Origin of the sequence: Glycomyces terrestris (assembly GCF_003933745.1) — a bacterium.
GTDB lineage: Bacteria > Actinomycetota > Actinomycetes > Mycobacteriales > Micromonosporaceae > Glycomyces > Glycomyces terrestris.
In genome coordinates, this window is the sequence record NZ_RSEB01000004.1 from 134,562 (window position 1) to 149,315 (window position 14,754).

Genomic DNA, 14,754 nt, shown 5'->3' on the forward strand with positions numbered 1-14,754 from the left:
CGCAGTGGCGCCCGCCCACACACCGGCCGGCCCGGAAATGGGTTGCCGAACCATGTCCCGGCGGCCGTCCCGCTCACTAGGATCGGGCGCATGGACACGACCGTCATCCTCGCCGCCGCGCGCACCCCGATCGGGCGCTTCGGCGGCGGCCTCGCCGACGTCCCCGCCACCACCCTCGGCGGGATCGCGATCGGCGCCGCCCTCGACCGCGCCGGCCTCGCCCCCGACCGCGTCGGCCAGGTGATCCTCGGCCACGTGCTCCCCGCCGGGTGCGGCCAGAACCCGGCCCGGCAGGCCGCCGTCGCCGGCGGCGTCCCCATGCACGTGCCGAGCCTGTCGGTGAACAAGGTGTGCCTGTCCGGCCTGACCTCGGTCGCGATCGCCGACCGGTTCCTGCGCGCCGGCGACGTCGAGTTCGCCGTCGCCGGGGGCATGGAGTCGATGACCCGCGCCCCGCACCTGCTCCCGCTCGCGCGCCGCGGCCACAAGTACGGCGACGTCACCATGCTCGACCACACCGCGTTCGACGGCCTCACCGACGCCTACGACGGCGTCTCCATGGGCGAGTCCACCGAGCGGCACGCCCGCGCGCTCGGCCTCTCCCGCGCCGAGCAGGACGCGTACGCGCTCGAATCGCAGCTCAAGGCCGGCAAGGGGGCCGCGGACCGGGCGGCGGAGCTCGTGCCCGTCGCGACCCGCGCCGGGACCGTCGACGCCGACGAGAGCCCCCGCCCGCACACCACGCTCGACGGCCTCGCCGGGCTGCGCCCCGCGTTCACCGCCGACGGCGCCCTGACCGCCGGGAACTCCTCCCCGATGAACGACGGCGCCGTCGCCCTCGTCATGACCACCAGGTCGACCGCCGAACGCCTCGGCCTCGACTGGGAGGCCGAGATCCTCTCCTACGCGTCCGTGGCCGGTCCGGACAACTCGCTGCTGCACCAGCCCGCGCGGGCGATCGAGGCGGCCGCCGCGCGCGCCGGCGTCGCGGTCGCCGACCTCGAGACGATCGAGATCAACGAGGCGTTCGCGGCCGTCGCGCTCGCCTCGATCCGCGAACTCGGGGTCGACCCCGAGCGCGTCAACCGCGACGGCGGCGCGATCGCGCTCGGCCACCCGCTCGGCGCCAGCGGCGCCCGCCTCGTCCAGACCCTGGCCCGGCAGCTCCCCAGCGGCGCGGTCGGCGCCGCCGGCCTCTGCGGCGGCGGCGGCCAGGGCGACGCGATCGTCCTGCGCGCCAGGTAAGGTCAGCGCCCCGCGCGGGAGAGCCGGTGGACGCGCAGCGCCAGCTGCACCTCCAGCGACCTCGCGGGGGCGTTCCAGTCGCGCCCGAGGATCGCCGCGACCCGGTCGAGGCGCTGCGAGACGGTGTTGACGTGGACGTTCAGCGCGGCCTTCGTCTTCGCCAGGTGCCCGCCCGCCGCGTAGTACGCCTCGAGGGTCCCGACCAGGTCGGTGCCGCGGCGCCGGTCGTAGTCGAGGACGGGCCCGATGGTGCGCTGCACGAACGCGTCCGTGCCCGACTCGCCCAGGAGGACGCCGATGAAGCCGAGCTGCTCCATGCACGCGCCTTCGCCCCGGCGGCCCAGCGTGAGCATGGCCTCGGTGCATCGCACGGCCTCCGCGTACGCCTCCGGGAGCCGCTCGGGGTCGTCCACGGGCGCCGACGCCCCGACCGTGGCCGGCTGCCCGACCGACCGCCCGATCGCGGCCGCGAGCTTCGCGGCCTGCGCGCCCGGGTCGGTCGCGGGCAGCAGCAGGACCGGGCGGCCGTCGCGGCCCCCGGCGAGGCCGCCCTCGGCCCGCGCGTGCCGGTTCGCCTCCGAGGCCAGGCGCGGCTGGGCGTCGCAGTCGAGGACGAACACCGCGTGCGGCCGGTGCAGGTCGATGCCGAGCCGGCGGGCCCGCAGCCGCAGGCTCGACCCGCCGCTGCGGCGCCGGCCCGCGTCGGTGAGCAGGTCGTCCAGGAGCTCCCCGCGGACGCGGTCCTCGGCGTCGGCCACGGACCGGCGCAGGAGCAGCAGCAGCGCGGTCACCAGCGCGGTCCGCTCGAACAGCTGCCGGTCGGCCTCCCCGAGCCCGGTCCGGCCCCCGAGCACGATGCTGCCCAGCGGCTCCGGGCCCGCCATGACCGCGCACACCCACAGCCCGTCCGCGAGGACCGCACCGCGGCCGGCCTGCGAGCCCTCGACGCCCTCGGCCACGAACCGGACTTCGCCGTCCCCGGCGCGGGCCAGCTCGCCGCCCTCGGCGTCGTAGATCCCGATCGGGCCGGCGAACAGCTCCGCGGTCTGGGAGGCGAGGTCGGCCACGTCGCCGCCGCTGAGCACCAGGCCCGTCAACCGGTCGTGCGCGTCCGCGGCCCGCCGCAGCGCCCGGTTCAGCCGCTCCGAGGTGCGCGCGGCCTCGCTCAGCTCCCGCAGCGTCTGCGCCGACCCCTCCAGCTGGCGCACCGACTCGATCGCGACCGCCGCGTGGTTGGCGAGCGACACGAGCATCGCGATGTCGTCGGGCGCGAACCCGCGCGGGGCCCGGTCCGCCGCGAACAGCACCCCGATGACCTGCTCGCCCACCCGCAGCGGCACGCCCACGATCCCGTGCACGCCCTCCTCGGCCACCGCCGAGTCGATCCGCTCGGTGTGCCGGAACCGCGGGTCGACCCGGTAGTCGGTGCTCGCGTACGGCAGCGCCGTCTCGGCCACCAGGCCGCCGAGGCCCTCGCCCATGCCGAGCCGCAGCCGCTGGAACGCGGCCGACACCGACCCGTCCGTGACCCGCATGTACGTGTCCCCGGCCTCGGGGTCCTGGAGGGCGATGTAGGAGAGGTCCGCGCCGAGCAGGGTCCGGGCCCGGTGGACGATGGCGCGCAGCACCGAGTCGAGGTTCCGCAGCGCCGCGAGGTCCCCGGCGGTGTCGAACAGGGCCGCGAGCTCGGCCTCGCGGCGCCGCCGCTGCGCGAGCGTCCGCGTGATCCGCCGCGCCGCCTCCGTGGCCTCCTCGACCGCGGCGACGGCCGCGGCCGAGGCCCGGGACCGCTTCAGGTCCCGGGCCGGGGCCGCGAGCCGCTCGTCCGACGTGTCCGCCGCGATCAGGCCGATCAGCCGCAGCAGCGCCTCGGCGGCCGCGCCGATGCCGGATTCGTCGTCGTCGACGGACACGGGGACTTCCTTCAGTTCGGGGGGTGGGCTCGTCCGAGTGTAACGACGCCCTGACGTCGCTGGTCAGGTCGCGGCCCCGCGTCTCGCGCACCAGCGCCGCCGTGATCGCGGTGACGACCGCCGCCGCGCACAGGTACACCGACACCGGCGTCGACGATTCATAGTCCGCCAGGAGCTTCACCGCGACGATCGGCGCCAGCGCCCCCGCCACCACGGACGCGAGCTGCGACCCGATCGCCGCCCCCGAGTACCGCACCCGGGTGTCGAACAGCTCCGACACGAACGCCGCCTGCGGCCCGTACATCGCGCCGTGGAACAGCAGGCCCGCCGTCACCGACGCCGCCACCGTCCAGAACTCGCCCGAGTCGACCAGGCCGAAGAACGCGAACGCCCACGCCGCCATGCCGACCGCGCCGACGAGCGTCACCGGCCGCCGCCCGATCCGGTCGGACAGGGCGCCCCACAGCGGGATCGTCGCGAAGTGCACCGCCGAGGCGATCAGGACCGCGTTCAGCGCCAGGCTCCGCGGCAGCTCCAGCTGCACCGTCACGTACACGAGCACGAACGCCGTCAGGATGTAGTACGAGACGTTCTCGCCGAACCGCAGCCCGATCGCGCCCAGGACCTCCCGCCAGCCGGTGCGGAACACCTCCACGATCGGCGGCCGCTCCTTCGCCCCGCTCGCGGCCCGCCGCGCCTGCGCGGCCAGGAACACCGGCGACTCCGACACCGAGATGCGGATCCACAGGCCGATGACGACCAGGACCCCCGACAGCAGGAACGGGATCCGCCACCCCCACGCCAGGAACGCCTCCTCGGTCTGGACGACCGCCAGCAGCGCCAGCACACCGGTCGCGAGCAGGTTCCCGCCCGGCGCCCCGGCCTGCGGCCACGACGCCCAGAACCCGCGGTGCCGCGCCCCGCCGTGCTCGGACACGATGAGGACCGCGCCGCCCCACTCGCCGCCGAGCGCGAAGCCCTGCACCAGCCGCAGCGCCGTCAGCAGGATCGGCGCGGCGACGCCGATCGCCGCGTACGTCGGCAGCAGGCCCATCGCGAACGTGGCCCCGCCCATGAGCAGCAGGCTGAGCACCAGCAGGCGCTTGCGGCCGAGCCGGTCGCCGAAGTGGCCGAACACGAGCCCGCCGAGCGGGCGGGCGAGGAACCCGATCGCGTAGCTCGCGAACGCAATGAGCGTCCCCGTCAAGGGGTCCCCGGCCGGGAAGAACGCGGTGTTGAACACCAGCGCCGCGGCCGAGCCGTACAGGAAGAAGTCGTACCACTCCACGGTGGTGCCGACCAGACTCGCGGTCACGATTCGGCCGATGCCGTTGCGGCGCTTCTCGACCGGGGCGGATACAGGGGCGGTGTCACTGGTCATGGGCGTGCCCGTTTCTCTTCGAAGGGTGGGGCTAGTTGGCGGTCCAGCCGCCGTCGAGCGTCAGGGAGGACCCGGTCACGAACCCGCTGCCGGGGCCGCACAGCCACACCACGGCGGCGGCGACCTCCTCGGGCTCCAGCAGCCGCTTGACCGGCGTCCGGTCCAGCAGCACGTGCGCGAGCGCCTCCTCACGGCCCGGGCCGGCCGCCGCGAGGTCGTCGAGCTGGCGCTCCACCAGCGGGGTCCGCACGTACCCGGGGTTCACGCAGTTGCTCGTGACCCCGTGCGGCGCGCCCTCGACCGCGGCGACCTTGCTCAGGCCCTCCAGCGCGTGCTTCGCCGCGACGTACCCGGCCTTGTTCGCGCTGGCGCGCAGGCCGTGGACGCTGGAGACGTTGACGATGCGGCCCCAGCCGCCGCGGCGCATGTGCGGTAGGCAGTGCTGCATGAGCAGCAGCGGCGCGGTGACCATGACCCGCTGCATGCGCTCGAACCGCTCCAGCGGGAACGCCTCGAGCGGCGCGACGTGCTGGAACCCGGCGTTGTTCACCAGGACGTCCACATCGCCGGGCAGCGAGGCGATCGCGTCCGCGTCGGCGAGGTCCACCACATGGGCCTTCCCGCCGACCGCGAGCGCGGTCGCGTGCGCCGACGCCGCGTCGACGTCGACGGCGTGGACGGCGGCCCCGGCCGCGGCGAGCGCGACCGCGCACGCCCGCCCGATCCCGGACCCCGCGCCGGTCACCAGCGCCGTCCGTCCGGAGAGGACACTCCCGGGGGCGGGCGCGCCCGACCCGGCGGCTGCAACGGTATTCATGCCGGTAGATGCTATGGACGCAGTGACGGGAGAACCATGTGGCGGCGCCACACAATTCCCGCCGGCCTCATGTGGCCGCGCCACCCGCTTCGGGTCCGCGCCGGGACCGGCCCGGGTCGGTCAGGAACAGGCTCGTCCCCACCGCGGCCGCCGCGAACACCGTCCCGGTCAGCGCGATGTGGTCCGCGCCCGCATGCGCGAGCGTGAGTCCCCCGAGGGACGACCCGAGCGCGATCCCGACGTTGAACGCCACCGAGTTCGCGGCCGACGCCGTGTCCGTGCTCCCGGGCGCGAACTCCATGACCCGGTTCTGGAGCGCGGGACTGAACATGCCCATGGACAGGCCGGTCAGGACGATGACGCCCCCGGCGACCCACGGGCTCGACCCGAACGCCCACAGGCCGGCGAAGACCGCGGCCAGGAGCGCGAGCGGCAGCGTCACGGCCAGGCGCTGGTCCCGGTCGGAGAGGACGCCGCCGGCGGCGATCCCGCCGAAGTCGGCCACGCCGCGCGCCAGCAGCAGCGGCCCGAGCAGCGCCGCCGACATCCCCGCCACGGCGGTGATCACCGCCGACGTGTACGTGTACACCGCGAAGAACCCGGCCACGGCGAGCACGGTCGTGACGAGTACGAGCGCGAACCGGCGCGCGTCGGGCACGGTCCCGCGCCCGGCGTGCTCGTTCCGGGTCGGCTTCGACGGCAGCGCCGCCAGGAGCACGGCGAACGCGACGAGGCCGGTGGCCGCGAGCGCGAGGAACGCGGCCTGCCAGCCGGCGCGCTGGCCGAGCCAGGTGGCGGCGGGGACGCCGAGCATGGGGCCGATGGAGCCGCCGGTGTAGACGACGGCCATGACGCGGCCGCGCACGTGGACGGGGAACATCCCGGCGGCGACAGGGCCGACGACGCCCCAGAACACGGCTTGGCTCAGCGCGGTGGCGACGCGGGCGGCGAAGAGCGTCCCGTATGCGGTCGCGGCCGCGGAGGCGGCGGTGGCGACCACCATGACGGCCATGAGGGCGAGGAGGAGCGGGCGGCGGGGGACGCGGGCGACGAGGCGCACGAGCGGGAGGGTGACGACGGCGACGGTGACGCTGTACCCGGTGACGAGGAGGCCCACTTCGGCGGGGGAGACGTCGAGGTCGCGGGCGATCTCGCCGAGGAGTCCGACGGGCGCGGTCTCGACGGTCACGTAGCAGAAGGCCGCGGCGGCGAGCGCGAGGAGCGCGGCCAGGGAGCGGCGGTCGAGTGCGGACGGTCTCGTCGCGGTCGTCATGGGGCACCTCGTTCGCGTCGGCTGCGGCGGGCAGCGCAAGGGCGGGGAAGGGCCCGGCCGTGAGGCGCCGGCGGGGCCGTCGGAAGCGTACAGCAGCGCGGGCGCACCCGGCTCCGGGTGCGCCCGCGGGTGCCGCGGTCTAGCGGTTGCTCGGATCGACGTTGTCGAGGTCGATGTCGACGCTGATGTCGGCGAAGTCCGCCGGGGCGTGCGGCGCGGCGCCGACGTCGGCGATGGTCGCCGCGGCCGGGGCGGCGGCGGCCAGGGCGAGGGCCGCGCCTGCGGCGACGGCGGCGAGTGCGGCTGCGATCTGCTTGCGCATCAACGGGTTCCTTCCGTGCGGAGCACTGCCGTTCAGTGCTGCTGTCCGGTAGGACGCGCCGCGACCGCGCCGCCGGTGCACCCGCGTGGCGTCCCGGACGGATCGGGACGCCGAGGCTCATTCGCGGGGGAGGAGCGGGTCGGCGAGGACGAAGGCGGCGTCGGGGTCGCCGGGGGCGATGAAGTCGAGGAGGCGGGTGCCTTCGTCGAGGACGGCCGCGGCGTCGTCGTCGCTCAGCGGCCGGGTGGGGGTCGCGGTCAGGGTCGCGCCGGCGACCGTCCAGGTGCCGGCCGCGAAGCCGTCGACGAGGAGCATCGGAATGCCGCCGGAGGCGCCGGTCGCGAAGCGCTTGCGGTCCTCGTCGCTGATGACGCGGGTGCGGTCGCGGTGCCCGAGGAGGGCGTTGTCGAACGCGGGCAGGAACCGCACCGGCGCGGGCCGGTCGGCGTCGGCGACCGCGCCGTCGGGCAGGTCGAGCAGTTCGGCGCCGTCCTCGCTCCGGTAGGTCCGCAGCGTGCGCCGCATGGTCTCGACGGGTTCGCGGAGCTTCGTCAGGCCCGACCACGCCTGGACGTCCATGACGGTCGCGGGCCCGAACGCGGCGAGGTAGCGCCGGATCAGGGTCTCCAGGTCGCGTCCGGTGCGCATGGGGACGCCGGTCTGCTCCTCGGCGAGGCTGACGGCGACGTTGCTGGGATGGCGCCAGCCGCCCCAGGCGCCGTTCTGCGGGGCGTGCGTCAGGGCGGTGGCGGCCTCGACGGCGTCGGCGAGCCGGCCGGCGTGCCGCCCGGGGTACCGCTCGGCGAGGAGCTTCCCGAACGCCTTGCGGGTCAGGGTCTTCCCGGCGAGGAGGGCGCGGCCGGCGCGGGTGAGCTCGTCGAGGTCGAGCCCGTCGATCTCGGCGGCGTAGTACGGGGACTTGAGGGCGGTCGCGACGACGGGCTGCACGGTGGGCCGCAGCCAGGCGTAGTCGGCCGCCGAGGAGAGGTGCACGGTCCGCCGCAGCGTCAGCGACCGCACCACCGACCCGTTCCGCAGGAGCGCGGCGAGGTCGTCGTGCGCGAACGCCGCCAGCCGCGTCCACAGTCCGATGTAGGGGCTGTTGGGGTGCTGGCCCTGCATCGCGACGAGGTGCTCGACCGCGTCGAGGGGCGCGAGCGGGGCCCGCTCGTCGAGGTGCTGGCGGGCGAGGAGGGTGCGGTTGAGGGCGCGGGTGCTGATGACGGACACGCCAGCCATTAAACCGCCCGCCGTCCACGCCGGGGCGTCTAGTCGGCCGTCCAGACGCAGCCGCCGATGAAGTGGACGCCGGCGTCGCCCTCCTCGACGGTGATCGATCCCTGCTCACCGCCGGGGACGTACTCGTAGCCGATGTCGTCCCCGAGGGCCATGGTGAACCCGGAGAGGCGGAACGCGTAGCAGCCGTCGAGGTCGGAGGCGTCCGTCGCGTACGCGCTGGGCGGGATCTCGGTGCCGGCCTCCCAGACGCCGTCCCCGTATTCGCCGTCGGCGTCGGCGAGGTTGTCGGGCCCGGCGGGGCGCCAGGAGCAGCTGCCGGCGAACTCGATCTCGGCGTCGGTGTCCAGGACGGTGATGCGCCCGGGGGAGAGGCCGACGACGGTGAGTTCACCGAGGACCTCCTCCCCGGAGCGCCGTTCGGCGGTGCAGTAGGCGTCGGTGTCGCCGCCCTGGGTCGCGTACGTGCCGGGGGCGATGTCCGCCCCGACCTGCCAGACGCCGGCCTCGAACCCGGACGGGTCCACAGGGGACTCCGAGACTGAGGGCGACGGCGTCTCGACGTCCTGCCCGTAGGTGGTGTACGGCCGCTCGTCGGTGGCGATCCAGACGATCGCGACGGTCGCGGCGATCGTGCCGAGGCCGCTGAAGAACCCGCCGGCGGCCGTGCTGCGGTTGGTGGCGAGGCCGGTGCAGGCCCAGGCGAGGCCGATCGCGCCGAAGACGACGGCGACCGCGGCCCCGATCCACGCGACGTTGAGGCCGAACGGCAGCCAGAGGAGCGCGAACGAGCACATCCCGATGGCGAGCGAGGCCGTGCCGAGGCCGTTCTGCGGCGGGCGGTCGCCTTGGGGTGCAACGGGAGCGTCGGTGAAAGGGTCGAGCATGAGGGTGTCCGGTTTCCGATCGAGGGGGTCCGCCCCCACCTTACCGCCGGACACCCGTCCGCACTGGACTCGTCAGCCGCGGCGCTTGTTGAACGTCAGGTGGGTGACGCCCGAAGGGGAGGAGACGGACTCGATCGCGAAGTCCTGTTCGAGCCCTTCGAGGCCGTCCCACAGGCGCACACCGCGCCCGAGGAGGATCGGGACGACGGCGACGTGCATGAAGTCGACGAGCCCGGCCTGGAGGAACTCGCGGATGACGGTGGCGCCGCCCCCGATGCGCACGTCGAGGCCGCCGGCGGCCTCGCGGGCGGCGGCGAGCGCGTCGGCGGGGGCGGCGTCGGTGAAGTGGAACGTCGTGCCGCCCTCCATCTCGATGGACGGCCGCTTGTGGTGGGTGAGGACGAAGACCGGGGTGTGGAACGGCGGGTTCGACCCCCACGGGCCCTTCCAGTCCGGGTCCTCGTGCCAGCCGGGGAAGCCGAACTTCCCGGCGCCCATGATCTCGGCGCCGATGCCGGGGTCGTGCTGGCGCACGAACGCGTCGTCGACGCCGGCGCTGCCGCCCTCCTCCCACCAGCGGGTGGTGAACATCCACTCGTGGAGGCGCTCCCCGGCGTGCCCGAAGAACGCGTCGCGGCTCGTTCCCTCCCCGGTGCCGAACCCGTCGAGCGAGACGGCGAAGTTGTGGACGCGGGCGAGTGACATGGTCGGTGCTCCTTTGCTTCCCGGGCCGACGCGGATGCGGCCCGGCCTCCAGCGATCATCGCGGTCGGCCGCCGAGATGTCCAGCCACGCCCCGCGATGTCCAGCCACGCCCCGAACCCACCCGGGGGTCGGTCCCGCCGATCCGGCCGCGGCCCTCGGGATGCCCCGAACCCGCCGGGGCGTCGGTGGCCGCCGGTCCGGCCGTGGCCCTCGTGATGCCTCGAACCCGCCCGGGCACCGGCCGCTGCCGATCCGGCCGCGGCCTTCGTGATTCTCCGAGCCCGCCCGGGGGTCGGCCGCCGCCGATCCCGCCGCGGCCTTCGCGATGCCCTGCTCGGGCCTCGCGATGCCCCGCTCGGGCCGCTCCGGCACCGCCGTGATCCTCCGCGACGACGCGCACCCTGAAGCCGGCGGCTTCCGCCTCCCCTTCGCCGCCCGCCACCGAACCCCATGGGGCACAGCGGGACACAACCCGGCGTTCGCCCCCGCCGCCGCCCGTCCGACCGGGCCGATCCCATATCCTGACGCCATGAGCGAACTCGAACGACTCACCCCGAAGGCCGCGAAACGCGGGCGCACGCTGATCGCGGCCCTGCTGGCACTCCCCGCGGTCCTCGCCCTCCTCGCGGCCGCCCCCGCCGCCGCCCAAGGCGCGACCGGCGCCGACCACTGCGTCGTCAACCTCGTGACCGACGAGGTCAGCTGCGCCGCCACCCAGGCCGCCGCCTTCGCCGAGGACCGCGCCGCCTCCGCCGACGCCGGCGTCCTCGCCGACACCACCCTCATCACCCTCTACGACCGCACCAACTACGACCCGGCCGGCGGCACCCGCTCCTTCGTCGCCACCGACCACACCTGCACCGCCGCGTACTCCCCGGTCGAGTTCAGCGTCGACTACCTCGACGCCGCCGGCTGGAACAACCGCGCCAGCTCCGTCCGCACCTTCCGCCAGTGCGACATCAAGCTCTGGGACACCGTGACGCTCTCCGGCGCCTCCTCCACCTGGATCGACGCCCTCGCCAACCTCGGCACCATCGGCTGGAGCAACCGCGCCGGCTCCTACCAGATCTCCTAACCCGTCGCGGTGCCCGCCCACCGGCGGGCACCGCCCCCCGCGAGACCGTCCGCACGCGCCGCGACCGCACCGACCGAAGGCACCGCATGACCGAGACCACCATGGACGCCGTCGCCGCGGCCCTCGCCGCCGGACCCGAGGCACGCCGACGGCTCCTCGCGATCTGGAACGCCGCCGGACCCGACGGCGACCCCCTCGTCCGGTGCACCCTCGCCCACCACCTCGCCGACCTCCACCCCGACCCCGCAGACGCCCTCACCTGGAACCGCCGCGCCCTCGACGCCGCCGACGCCCTCACCGACGACCACCTCGACGCCCACCACCCCGGCCTCCGCGCCGCCGGCCTCTACCCCTCGCTCCACCTCAACCTCGCCGAGGACCACCGCCGCCTCGGCGCCTTCACCGCCGCCGCACGCCACATCGAAGCGGCCCGCGCACACGCGCCCGCGCTGGCCGACGACCCCTACGGCCGCCTCGTGCGCGACGCGATCGAACGAACCGCCGCGGCGATCGACCGCGGGGACAGCGCCCCGGCGGGCCGGGCCCGCTAGCCCGCGGTGAACCGCACGATCGCCGTGCCGTCACTGAGGTCGAGGAGTTCGAGCAGCACCTCGCCGCTGCCGGGCGCCTCCGCGGCGGGCGGCTCGCCCTCCACGATCCCGTAGCAGCTCGACGACATCCCCGTGGCGCTCAAGTACGTCGCGCAATACCCGCCCGAGAGCGAGCCGGTCCCGGTGCCGCCGCCGCCCTCCTTCACCAGCTCGATGCCGTCGCCGGCCACGGTCACCTCGACCGTGAACTCCGCGAACTCGAACACCACCGGCTCACCGGACACCGCGACCTCGCACGAGCCGTCGTCGCACGCGGCGTAGTCGGTGCCATCCGCCGCGGTCGGCGCGGCCTCCTCCGTGGGGGCGGCCTCCGCCGACGCGCTCGCGGTGCCCGAGGCGTCCGCCCCGGCATCGGAACCCGGTTCGGGGCCCGGTTCAGCTCCGCACGAAGCGGTCGCGAAGGCGGCGAGCAGCACGAGGCCGCCCAACGGGCGCAGCGGAGCGGGCGAGAAGTCCATGCCCCGATGCTAGAAGCGAACCCCCGGGACCGGTCCCGCCGCACCGCACCCGGCCGGACGCGGCGGCCCCAACCGCCCCGGCGAACCGAAACACGTCGCCCCGCAACCGAAGCGAGCCGACCCCGGCTACCCGTCCGCCCTGCGCCGCAGCAGCGGCGGATTGAGCAAGGCCGCGTCCCCGCGCCGGTACAACCGCGCCGGCCGCCCCGGCTCGCCCTCCGTCACACCCCCGGTCGGGGACACGAACCCCGGCGTCGACGTCGCCTTGCGATGGAAGTTCCGCGGGTCCAGCGACTCCCCCCACACCGCCTCGTACACCTGCCGCAGCGCCGCGATCGTGAACTCCGGCGGGCAGAACGCCGCCGCCAACGGCGTGTACTCCAGTTTGGACCGCGCCCGCTCGACCCCGTCCTCCAAGATCTGGTCGTGGTCGAACGCCAATCCCAGCGCGCCCACCGGCCGCCACTCCGCCTCGGCCGCGTCCGTCCCCGCCACCGGCGCCGGCAGGTCCGGCAGCAGCGCCAGATACGCGACCGTGACCACCCGCCCGCGCGGGTCCCGGTCCGGCGCACCGTAACTCGCGAGCTGCTCCAAGTGCCCGCCCGGCCCGTCCAGACCCGTCTCCTCGGCCAGCTCCCGCCGCGCCGCCGCCGCCAGATCCTCGTCCTCCCGCACGAAACCGCCGGGCAGCGCCCACCGGTCCACGTACGGCTCCTCCCCGCGCCGCACCAGCAGCACGTGCAGATCGCCCTCCCGGACCGTCAGCACCACCAGATCCACCGTGACCGCGAACACCGGATAACCCATTATCACCACCTTGACGAAAACCTAGCACAGTCGTTATCGTCATCATGACGAGAAAAGGAGGCCCTCCCGATGGCCGATGTCACCCGACTCCTGTTCCTCCGCCACCTGCGCGGCACCCCCACCACCTGGATCCGCTACCAGCACAACGGCCGCTCCCGCCGCGAAGGCACCGGCCAGTCCTTCTGGTACCGCCCCCTGGTCGCCGTCCTCTCCGAAGTCCCCGTCGACGACCGCGAACTCCCCCTCATGTTCCACGCCCGCACCGCCGACTTCGCCGACGTCACCGTCCAGGCCACCGTCACCTACCGCATCGCCGACCCCGCGCTGGCCGCCGCCCGCCTCGACTTCTCCGTCGACCCCTACCGCGGCCAGGCCCGCGCCCGCCCCCTCGACCAGGTCGCCACCCTCCTCACCGAGCTCGCCCAGCAGCCCGCCCTCGACCTCCTCGTCCGCGTCCCCCTCGCCGACGCCCTCACCCGCGCCATCACCGACGTCCGCGAGGCCGTCGCCGCCGCGCTCGCGGCCGACGCCCGCCTGAGCGAGGTCGGCGTCGAGGTCGTCAGCGCCCGCGTCGTCGCCATCCGCCCCGAGCCCGAGATGGAGCGATCGCTCCAGACGCCCACCCGCGAGGCCGTCCAGCAGGACGCCGACAAGGCCACGTACGCCCGCCGCGCCCAGGCCGTCGAGCAGGAGCGCGCCATCGCCGAGAACGAGCTCCAGAACCAGATCGAGCTCGCCCGCCGCGAGCAGCAGCTCGTGGAACAGAAGGGCGCCAACGACAGGCGCCAGGCCGAGCTCACCGCCGCCGCGCAACTCGCAGCGGCCCAAGGCGAAGCGGAGAAGTCCCGCACGCTCGCCGCCGCCCACGCCGACCGCATCCGTGACGTCGGCGCCGCCGAGGGCGCGGCCGAGGCCGCCCGCATGGCCGCCTACCGCGACCTGCCCACCGAGGTCCTCCAGGCCCTCGCCATCCGCGAACTCGCCGGCCAGCTGCCGCAGATCAACCAGCTCACCATCACCCCCGACCTCCTCAGCGGGGCCCTGAGCCGGTTCGCGGACGGCCAGCGGTGAGCGCGACCCTCGCCCCGCGCGTCGTGGTCGTCAGCCGCCCCAGCGAACTCGACGAACTGCTCGTGCGGCACGGCACCCGCGCCGCCGCCGAGCACTTCCTGCGCCAGCGCGGCCGCGACCTCGACGAGGCCACCGCCCGGCACGAGGCGCTCCAGCGGGCGCTGACCGCGGTGGACGCGGCGATCCCCGCCGACTGGCGCCGCGGCCGCGTCGACCGCGCCGACCTGCCGCGGTTCCTGTTCGGCCCCGAGGACGTCGTGGTCGCCGTCGGCCAGGACGGCCTGGTCGCCAACCTCGCGAAGTACCTCGACGGGCAGCCGATCGTCGGCGTCGACCCCGAGCCCGGCCGCAACGCCGGCGTCCTCGTCCGCTTCCGCCCCGCCGCCGTCGGCCCCGTCCTGCGGGCCGCGGCGGCGGGGGCCGCGGACCTGCGGCGCCTCACCATGGTCGCCGCCCGCCTCGACGACGGCCAGGAGATCCACGGCCTCAACGAGGTCTACGCCGGACACGCCACGCACCAGTCCGCGCGGTACCGGCTCGTCACCGCCCGCGGCCGCGAGGAGCGCCAGTCGTCCTCCGGCGTCGTGGTCGGCACCGGGACCGGCGCCACCGGCTGGATCCGCTCCATCAAGGCCCACCGGCCGCCAGGTGCGGGCCAGCCCACCCGCGAGGGCCTGCCGCACCCGGACGAGCCGTGCCTGTCGTGGTTCGTGCGCGAGGCCTGGGCGTCGCCGGCCACCGGCACCGACCTCGCCGACGGCGTCCTGCGCGCGGGGGAGGAGCTGCGGCTGGTCTGCGAGAGCGAGCGGCTCGTGGTCTTCGCCGACGGCCTCGAGTCCGACCGCCTCACCCTCACCTGGGGCCAGCAGGTCGCCATCGGCCTCTCCGACCGGCGCCTGCACCTCGTCGCCGGCGGGTGAGCGCGCCGACGCATCCCGTTACCGCCCTGCGGA

General features: G+C 75.2%; 14 protein-coding genes and 1 pseudogene. 5 read left to right on the top strand and 10 right to left on the bottom strand.

What is annotated here, in order from left to right; genetic code table 11:
• Positions 1 to 90 precede the first annotated feature (90 nt).
• Positions 91 to 1,245, top strand: a complete 1,155-nt coding sequence (locus EIW28_RS14720; RefSeq protein WP_125248478.1) for an acetyl-CoA C-acyltransferase — start codon at positions 91 to 93, stop codon at positions 1,243 to 1,245.
• Between the two features lie 2 nt (positions 1,246 to 1,247).
• Here the strand turns inward: EIW28_RS14720 and EIW28_RS14725 are convergent, their stop codons facing one another.
• The 8 genes and pseudogenes from EIW28_RS14725 to EIW28_RS14760 form a co-directional block, all read right to left on the bottom strand.
• Positions 1,248 to 3,158, bottom strand: a complete 1,911-nt coding sequence (locus EIW28_RS14725; protein WP_187350611.1) for a helix-turn-helix domain-containing protein — start codon at positions 3,156 to 3,158, stop codon at positions 1,248 to 1,250.
• A gap of 16 nt (positions 3,159 to 3,174) precedes the next feature.
• Positions 3,175 to 4,539: pseudogene (locus EIW28_RS14730) on the bottom strand (MFS transporter); the annotation flags it as partial.
• A 31-nt stretch (positions 4,540 to 4,570) separates the two neighbouring features.
• Positions 4,571 to 5,356: a 3-hydroxybutyrate dehydrogenase gene (locus tag EIW28_RS14735; protein ID WP_125248480.1), complete on the bottom strand. Its 786-nt coding sequence runs from the start codon at positions 5,354 to 5,356 to the stop codon at positions 4,571 to 4,573.
• Between the two features lie 67 nt (positions 5,357 to 5,423).
• The gene (locus EIW28_RS14740) at positions 5,424 to 6,629 is read right to left on the bottom strand and encodes an MFS transporter (RefSeq protein WP_125248481.1); all 1,206 of its coding nucleotides are present in this window, start codon (positions 6,627 to 6,629) and stop codon (positions 5,424 to 5,426) included.
• 139 nt (positions 6,630 to 6,768) lie between these two features.
• Positions 6,769 to 6,951 (bottom strand): hypothetical protein, encoded by a 183-nt coding sequence (locus EIW28_RS14745; RefSeq protein ID WP_125248482.1) that lies wholly within the window; start codon positions 6,949 to 6,951, stop codon positions 6,769 to 6,771.
• A gap of 117 nt (positions 6,952 to 7,068) precedes the next feature.
• Positions 7,069 to 8,190, bottom strand: a complete 1,122-nt coding sequence (locus EIW28_RS14750) for a winged helix DNA-binding domain-containing protein (RefSeq protein WP_197717281.1) — start codon at positions 8,188 to 8,190, stop codon at positions 7,069 to 7,071.
• Between the two features lie 29 nt (positions 8,191 to 8,219).
• A complete protein-coding gene (locus EIW28_RS14755) occupies positions 8,220 to 9,074 on the bottom strand; it encodes a hypothetical protein (RefSeq protein WP_125248484.1) in 855 nt (284 codons plus the stop codon).
• Between the two features lie 72 nt (positions 9,075 to 9,146).
• Positions 9,147 to 9,779 carry a dihydrofolate reductase family protein gene (locus EIW28_RS14760; RefSeq protein ID WP_125248485.1) on the bottom strand — a complete coding sequence of 211 codons (633 nt, stop codon included), beginning with the start codon at positions 9,777 to 9,779 and terminating at the stop codon, positions 9,147 to 9,149.
• A 529-nt stretch (positions 9,780 to 10,308) separates the two neighbouring features.
• Between EIW28_RS14760 and EIW28_RS14765 the strand changes: the two genes are divergently transcribed.
• The gene (locus EIW28_RS14765) at positions 10,309 to 10,854 is read left to right on the top strand and encodes a hypothetical protein (RefSeq protein ID WP_125248486.1); all 546 of its coding nucleotides are present in this window, start codon (positions 10,309 to 10,311) and stop codon (positions 10,852 to 10,854) included.
• Between the two features lie 86 nt (positions 10,855 to 10,940).
• Positions 10,941 to 11,405: a hypothetical protein gene (locus EIW28_RS14770; protein ID WP_125248487.1), complete on the top strand. Its 465-nt coding sequence runs from the start codon at positions 10,941 to 10,943 to the stop codon at positions 11,403 to 11,405.
• Here the strand turns inward: EIW28_RS14770 and EIW28_RS24250 are convergent.
• On the bottom strand, positions 11,402 to 11,923 hold the full coding sequence (locus tag EIW28_RS24250; protein ID WP_158630409.1) for a hypothetical protein: 522 nt from the start codon (positions 11,921 to 11,923) through the stop codon (positions 11,402 to 11,404). The two genes, EIW28_RS14770 and EIW28_RS24250, sit on opposite strands and share 4 nt — an antisense overlap.
• A 126-nt stretch (positions 11,924 to 12,049) precedes the next feature.
• A complete protein-coding gene (locus EIW28_RS14785) occupies positions 12,050 to 12,730 on the bottom strand; it encodes an NUDIX hydrolase (protein ID WP_125248490.1) in 681 nt (226 codons plus the stop codon).
• A gap of 69 nt (positions 12,731 to 12,799) precedes the next feature.
• Here EIW28_RS14785 and EIW28_RS14790 point away from each other — a divergent pair, with 69 nt between their 5' ends.
• Positions 12,800 to 13,801 carry an SPFH domain-containing protein gene (locus tag EIW28_RS14790; RefSeq protein WP_125248491.1) on the top strand — a complete coding sequence of 334 codons (1,002 nt, stop codon included), beginning with the start codon at positions 12,800 to 12,802 and terminating at the stop codon, positions 13,799 to 13,801.
• The gene (locus EIW28_RS14795; RefSeq protein ID WP_125248492.1) at positions 13,798 to 14,721 is read left to right on the top strand and encodes a diacylglycerol kinase catalytic domain-containing protein; all 924 of its coding nucleotides are present in this window, start codon (positions 13,798 to 13,800) and stop codon (positions 14,719 to 14,721) included. Before EIW28_RS14790 ends, EIW28_RS14795 begins: the two co-directional genes overlap by 4 nt.
• Positions 14,722 to 14,754: the final 33 nt, after the last annotated feature.